Source organism: Butyrivibrio sp. (assembly GCF_024699075.1).
The window spans coordinates 1-6,578 of sequence record NZ_JAILQF010000451.1 but is presented as its reverse complement, the minus strand read 5'-3'; the positions used below and the strand labels follow the sequence as shown (position 1 = coordinate 6,578).

Here is a 6,578-nt window from a genome sequence, read left to right as displayed (position 1 = left end):
TGATGGAAAAATTAGTCCTGGAGCATCGGACAATCTCGATGCTGATAAAGATTTTCCTACAATTGATGGAGTAAAAGAAGCGTTGTAATTGGTCTATTCATACTAACCTCTCTATATTTATAGTCAGAAAAACTTAAATTTTGATTTACTCATAAAACACAAAGCATTGCTTTACGTATTATTTCAGTTTCTCTTTAATAACTGTTTCTAAAATGTTACATATATGCTGCATCCTATCGTCTCTAATATTCTTCCAATCATTTAAAAGCATCTGGTCAGCTTTTAAAGAAAACTCGTTAAATCTTTTCCTAAGCAACTCGTCAGTCATATTTCTGTCAAACGCCATTGATGCCCAATAATCAACAGCTATTAAATCCTCTGTTTTTTCCATTTGAATATCCATCATCTACGATATCCTTATGGTTATACTTCTCTTATATTTCTTACTAATATCCCTGCAAATATGAATTTGCTTATTTCATTATCCTGATAGTTAATCTTCCCTATGTCTCTCATCCGTCACAAAATGTTTTACTCCTTCTATCGGATGCAACAGTTCTGTTCTGAAGCGGGCTAAAGAATTACTGGCCGGGACGAATTCCGGCTTGTCGAGATGCTGATAGAAAGAAAAATCAGTTTTTTTAGAAGATTAACTTTAATGATAAAATACTATTCGTCTGCCACTTGCATAAGTGATTCTACAATGCTAGAATTAATAACGTTGCAGATGTAGTTCATCGGTAGAATATCAGCTTCCCAAGCTGAGGAGGCGGGTTCGATTCCCGTCATCTGCTTTAAATGAAGTCGCAGTTGGATGATAATTCTGACTGCGATTTTTTTAGGATATCAAGTGGGAATCCTTAGTAATTTTATTACCGAGTAGCTCACACTCGTATAAGCAGAATAATTATCAGAAAAGGCAGGTTTTTATGGCAGAAATTTGGGATCTATACGATAGAGACGGCAATAGAACAGGTGAAACATGGGTGAGAGGCTTTGGGAATTTTAAAGATATACCTGAAGGCAGATATCATCTTGTTGTAGATATGTTAGTACTTCATGAAGATGGCACATATCTTTTAATGAAAAGAAGCGATGATAAGGATGTGTATCCCGGATATTGGGAAGCGGGTGCAGGAGGCTCAGCACTTAGCAAGGAAGAACCGCTTGAAGCCGCTAAAAGGGAACTACTTGAGGAGACAGGACTTATTCCCGATAGCATAGAACTTGTCAATGTAGTATTCAAGGATTCAAGTAGAGGGATGTATTATTCTTACCTTGTGAAAGTAAGTAGCGATAAAGATTCTATTACCTTGCAAGAGGGCGAGACAGTAGCTTATAAATGGGTTAACAAAGATGACTTCCTTTGCTATGTAGATTCGGAAAATGCTATAGGGTCACATAATCAAAGATTTGAAAAATATATAAATACACTCAGATGATGTTAAAATGTACATTTGACATCTACATCATAATATAGTAAAAAAATATCCCGTCGACCTGTGTGATATTTGTTCAGGATTATGGACGCATATCAATGCCGGCGGGATTTTTTTGTATTTGAGTGCTCAAAGTCTAAATGAAGTGATAAATAGTCATATATACTAATTGTTTATGCTACATCAGATGTGCAATGAGGGCACTTTGTAGCATCTTTGTGAATCTCAGATTTGCAATAAGGGCAGATCTTTACAGGCTTTGGTGCTTCTTCTTTCTTCTTGCCAAGTCTGTCATGAAGCTTGTTAAGAGAACGAACAAGAAGGAATATGACAACTGCCATTAAAAGGAAATTGATGATGACAGTAATGAATGTACCATAGTTAAGAGTAGCTCCACCTGCTTCCTTGGCAGCTTCGAGTGTTGCATAATCATTGCCGTCAAGTGATACAAAATAGTTATTGAAATCAATACCACCTGTGATAGCACTAATGCAAGGCATTATGATGTCATTAACAAGTGAATTGATGATGTTCTGGAATGCTCCACCGATGATAACACCGACAGCCAGATCCATAACATTTCCGCGCATGATAAATTCCTGAAACTCCGCAACTAACCCCTTTTTCTTTTCCTCAGCCATAGTAGCCTCCTTTAAATATTATTTAATAGAAAAAGATATTGACCAATAATCCCTTGAATTATATTGGCCTTTTGCAAAAAGATAAGCTGGAAAAATATACATATGATGTAGATGCCACAAAACTGCTGACATCATAGGACGACCGGATTGCTCCGCTACTAAAACTATCGCAAACATAATATATATAAATGCCAACTAATGATACAAAAAGTATACCACACAATGAGAAATTATAAATAAAACTATTTAAATTTATGCATAAAGATTTGGGTGAGCTTGAAAAAGCTAGCCATATATCATATATAATCCAAAAGCGCGACAGCGTAGAAGTTATAGATAACCTCATTTGCTTTTTTTACTCGCCTGTGAGCTTGAGATAGTAGCCATATATCATATATAATCCAAAAGCGCAGACCGGGCGAAGCGATAGGCAAGCTTTTGGATTATATATGATATATGGCGCAAAATATCAAATCACAGCGACAGGTACTCTTTTTGGGAGGCGATTTCTTCGGGTATTTCAAATCCGCCCTTTTCGATCTTGGTAAAAACATTTTCCAAAGTATGCATTGCGGTTGCGGTTTTATTATCAAAATTTTTAAGAAGATCTGCATATTGAGGACTCGCAGACATCTTGTCCCTCAATTCTTTGGAAAAAGGACAGTAGGCAAAGAGTATCTGCCTTGCAAGTTTATTAAGACGAAGTGAGCCTGCCTTTTCAAATTTCATGTAAGATATATAATCAGCCATGAATACCTGGTTGTAATGATTCGAATATTTCTTGAGCTGCTCATATAGCTTTTCTTTTTGGTCCTGAGTGAGCATCCTGTTCTTTTTGTAGAACTGAAGATAATCGCAGTATTCGGAAGTGAGCGAAGGATCAGTTACATCATTCCAATGGATTCCCTGTATCGTCTTGCACATCTCCCATCTGTAATCGGCAAAGCCCTGAAGAAGAGTATCAGAAAGTTCACCTGAGTGGAAGATTGACAGACAGTATCTGGCCGGTGTATCTCTTTTCCTTCCTTCGATTTCCTGCCAGAGCGTGATCCTTGAACCGCAGTTTGGAAGAAGGATAAAATATGGCAGGATTTCTTTGGCATAAGAGAAGGTATTAACCCCAATCTCAGGATTTGAGTACATTACGTTTCGGTAGAAGATTGTATAATCATCATTTCTGATTTCGTCTATCTGAGCCTGAAGCATATCGCTTCGCATGAAGGCGTCAGTAAGAGGCTTAGAGATATTAGCTTCGTCAAATAAAGGCACAAAAGCGGATGCCCTTCCGAAAGTAACACGGTTACTTAACATGAAGAGGTTGTTGATTTCAAAGTCCAGTTTTGCGTTTGCATCATCAAGAAGTACTTTCATTTCATCTTCAGAGATGTTACCCTGCGATTTCTGCTCGTTTAAGTATGCAGGATAATCCAGGTTGAATTCGTTTCTTGAAGGTACGACTTCGCCTCTGTATACAAGTTCAAGCCATTCCGGCATAGTGAATATATGTCCCGAAGGATCCGGTGAATATGATTTCATGATCCTGTATAAAGTTGCAGTCTGCTCGGCTGATACAAGGTCTTCATGGCAATAGCCAAACATAAGGAACATATTTACAGCATCCGGTATAAGAGACTCAGAAAGGCTTGCAAGAAATACAGCCTTGTATACTTTATAGAAGTGTGCTGTAACATCTCTTCTGACTTTTCTGTATTCGTCAGAGAATGCATCTGTTACAGTGGAGGATCTATAGGCATTTACAGAAGCAGTAAATGCTTCCGAAGTTTCTGGATCAACTTTTCCAAAGGAAAGAAGAGTATTAAGTACGTCTTTAAATTCAGGAACTACATCTGGGTTTTCCTTACTGCCGTTCATGATCTGATCGGCTTTTACTTTTATTGTGGTAAAAGAGCTACGGAAAGCTGCTGTTTCTTTTAACAAAGTTTTAGTATATCTGAGTATTTCAAAAGAATATTGGCATAAAGCGTTTAAATACTGGACGCAGCTTAGTATCATGGCTACGTCAATATCTATATCGATTGTATAGAAAGCCTTACGAAGAGCTGCATCATTATTAACGATTGCATTTACATAATCGACTCTCCAGTTTGGAGCAAGCTTTATATCTGGAAGAGGCTTTTGGTCCAGAACTTCAGGATAGGCCTTAAACTGGGTGCCGGTTATGGTACATAAAGATGGATACTCTTCATAATCAGATATGATCTTTTGATAAGTTTCTTTAGTGTCTTCGATCTGTTTCGTACATGCATCAAAAGCAATCTGATAAGATTTATAGACATTGGACACAAGAATAGGTGCGATCTTGGGATTGGCTTTGATCACACTTATAAGGTCTTCGATTCTCGTATAGGGATATGAAGCAATTGTTGTATCTGTAGAAGCTGTGTAGGTGAAATTGTAGGTTTCTCCGGGAGCCTCTGGAAGACCGCAGATAGTGCCGCCTTTTAAGACGATGTTTATCCCATCATTATAGATATTGATTTCTCCTTTTGAAATGATATCTATGGTTTCTACAGGCGATCCAGCCTGATGAAGGGTCTGACCTTTTTTGAGTTCGATTATCTGCATATTAGACCTCATTTAGGTATTAACGAGATATCAAATAAATGTTAATGTTCTTTTAGTATACCATATATTTGGCACCGTGATATACTAGTGATGGGATTAGCTGGAATAAAAACCTATTACTATTTCGGACAGATATTGGATTCCAGTTAGATAACACATTACTTTAAGATAATTAGTAGTTCACTAAAGAATTACCGGTAAAAATATACAGCTTAAGTTAGGCTTCGTATGGCATAAGAGGGCCTTTCTTTAGTAATACCAGGAGAAGATCATAAATGAAGGCTCCCTCTTTTGATAAATTCAAAAACATATTTAAAGATTCAATGCTAAGCATAATAGCGCTTGTTCTTATGAATCTTGTACTTCAGTTTATAGTATATCCTTTTTGGAATAAGACATATGGAAATGATATATATGGTGCTATCGTATACGTAATGTCTTATGTCAATATATTTGGAGTTGCAGTTGGATCAGCGGTCAATTATGCGAGGATGGTAGAGTCTGGAAAACGCAAAACAAATGGAAGTGATTACCTTACTGTAGTTGTTGTTTTAGGTCTTGCAGGAATAATCGTAACCTTTTGTGCGGCTTTTTTTGGAAAAGCTCATATGAATGCAGGTACAGCGCTTTTGTCAGGAATATTGTGTTTTCTGACAGTCCTTAGATTTTACGGCGATGTTGAATTCAGGCTTAATATTAATTATAAGGGCTATTTTATATATTATCTTCTTGTGAGCCTTGGATATGTGGCAGGTCTTTTTATAATGAAGGCGACAGGAATATGGGCAATGGCTCTTATTCCGGGGGAAATCCTTGGCCTTATATATGTAAGGATCAAGGGGAACGTACTATCTGACAGACTATTTGGCAAAAGCGAGTTTGTAAAAGACAACCTTAATACAATATTTTTGCTTATAGCAACCAATCTTATAAGCAATCTTATTTTTAACGGCGACAGGCTCCTTCTTATGAATCTTGTTGGCGCAGGCGCTGTAACGACGTATTATATAGCATCTCTTGTGGGTAAGACTATGACGCTTGTTACGACCCCTCTTAACAGCGTCATTATTGGCTATCTTGCAAGATATAAGGGAAGTTTTGGGACAAATCTTGTAAGGATGCTTTTTGGTATAACACTTGGAGCAATAGTAGTTTTTTCTCTTTTAAGTGTTCCTGGATCATATTTGATAGTATACTTTTTATATAGAAACGAACTTGACATGGTCAAAGGATATTTTCTTATTGCAGGAACTGCCCAGGTAATCTATTTTATATCTAATGTTGTGACTACGGTGCTCCTAAGGCTTGCCAAAGCTGATTACCAGCTAAAGATCAACATCGCATACGGAATAATATTTCTTCTTTTGTGCATACCGGCAGCCATTATGTATGGAATAGAAGGCTTTTGTGTATCTATACTTATAGTAAATATATCAAGATATCTGATTTCGATATATTTGTGCTTTAAGAGTGCGGATGGGCAATAATAGTCCATAAAATAATCGAACGGATAATGCGCGAATCATATAAAGAAAACATATAAAGAAAACAGATAAAGAAAATAGATAAAGAATACAGATAAAGAAGATAGATAAAGAAGACATATAAATAATATAGATAAATAATACAGATAAATAATACAAAAGGAATTGTAAATGCAGGACACATTATCATATATAGAAAAGATTCATGAATCAAACAGGGCCATGCTAGACGAAGTAGACAGGATCTGCAAGGCACATGGCATAAGGTATTTCCTTCATGGAGGTACACTTCTTGGCGCGGCAAGGCACAATGACTTTATTCCCTGGGATGATGACATAGATATAATCATGCCGCGTAAAGAGTATGAAAGACTGAAAATATATTTTGTCAAAGAAGCTGATGAGAGATTTAAATTTATTGCAGATGA

At 36.8% G+C, this 6,578-nt stretch carries 6 protein-coding genes and 1 tRNA gene; 4 read left to right on the top strand and 3 right to left on the bottom strand.

Going from position 1 to position 6,578, the window contains the following annotated elements; translation table 11 throughout:
• Positions 1 to 178: 178 nt before the first annotated feature.
• Positions 179 to 391: a hypothetical protein gene (locus tag K6G87_RS17765; RefSeq protein ID WP_296840270.1), complete on the bottom strand. Its 213-nt coding sequence runs from the start codon at positions 389 to 391 to the stop codon at positions 179 to 181.
• Between the two features lie 332 nt (positions 392 to 723).
• Here K6G87_RS17765 and K6G87_RS17760 point away from each other — a divergent pair.
• Positions 724 to 794: transfer RNA gene (locus K6G87_RS17760), tRNA-Gly, on the top strand.
• Between the two features lie 135 nt (positions 795 to 929).
• Positions 930 to 1,442 (top strand): NUDIX hydrolase, encoded by a 513-nt coding sequence (locus K6G87_RS17755; protein ID WP_296840267.1) that lies wholly within the window; start codon positions 930 to 932, stop codon positions 1,440 to 1,442.
• A 170-nt stretch (positions 1,443 to 1,612) separates the two neighbouring features.
• Here K6G87_RS17755 and mscL read toward each other — a convergent pair whose 3' ends face one another.
• The gene (gene mscL / locus K6G87_RS17750) at positions 1,613 to 2,080 is read right to left on the bottom strand and encodes a large conductance mechanosensitive channel protein MscL (RefSeq protein ID WP_296840265.1); all 468 of its coding nucleotides are present in this window, start codon (positions 2,078 to 2,080) and stop codon (positions 1,613 to 1,615) included.
• Between the two features lie 474 nt (positions 2,081 to 2,554).
• Positions 2,555 to 4,666 carry a cyclic nucleotide-binding domain-containing protein gene (locus tag K6G87_RS17745; protein ID WP_296840262.1) on the bottom strand — a complete coding sequence of 704 codons (2,112 nt, stop codon included), beginning with the start codon at positions 4,664 to 4,666 and terminating at the stop codon, positions 2,555 to 2,557.
• Positions 4,667 to 4,941: 275 nt separating this feature from the next.
• Here K6G87_RS17745 and K6G87_RS17740 point away from each other — a divergent pair, with 275 nt between their 5' ends.
• Together K6G87_RS17740 and K6G87_RS17735 are read left to right on the top strand one after the other, a co-directional pair.
• Entirely contained in the window at positions 4,942 to 6,153 is a 1,212-nt protein-coding gene (locus tag K6G87_RS17740) for a lipopolysaccharide biosynthesis protein (protein ID WP_296840260.1), read from the top strand.
• 168 nt (positions 6,154 to 6,321) lie between these two features.
• Positions 6,322 to 6,578: LicD family protein (locus K6G87_RS17735; RefSeq protein ID WP_296840257.1), on the top strand; the 257-nt coding region annotated here is incomplete at its 3' end.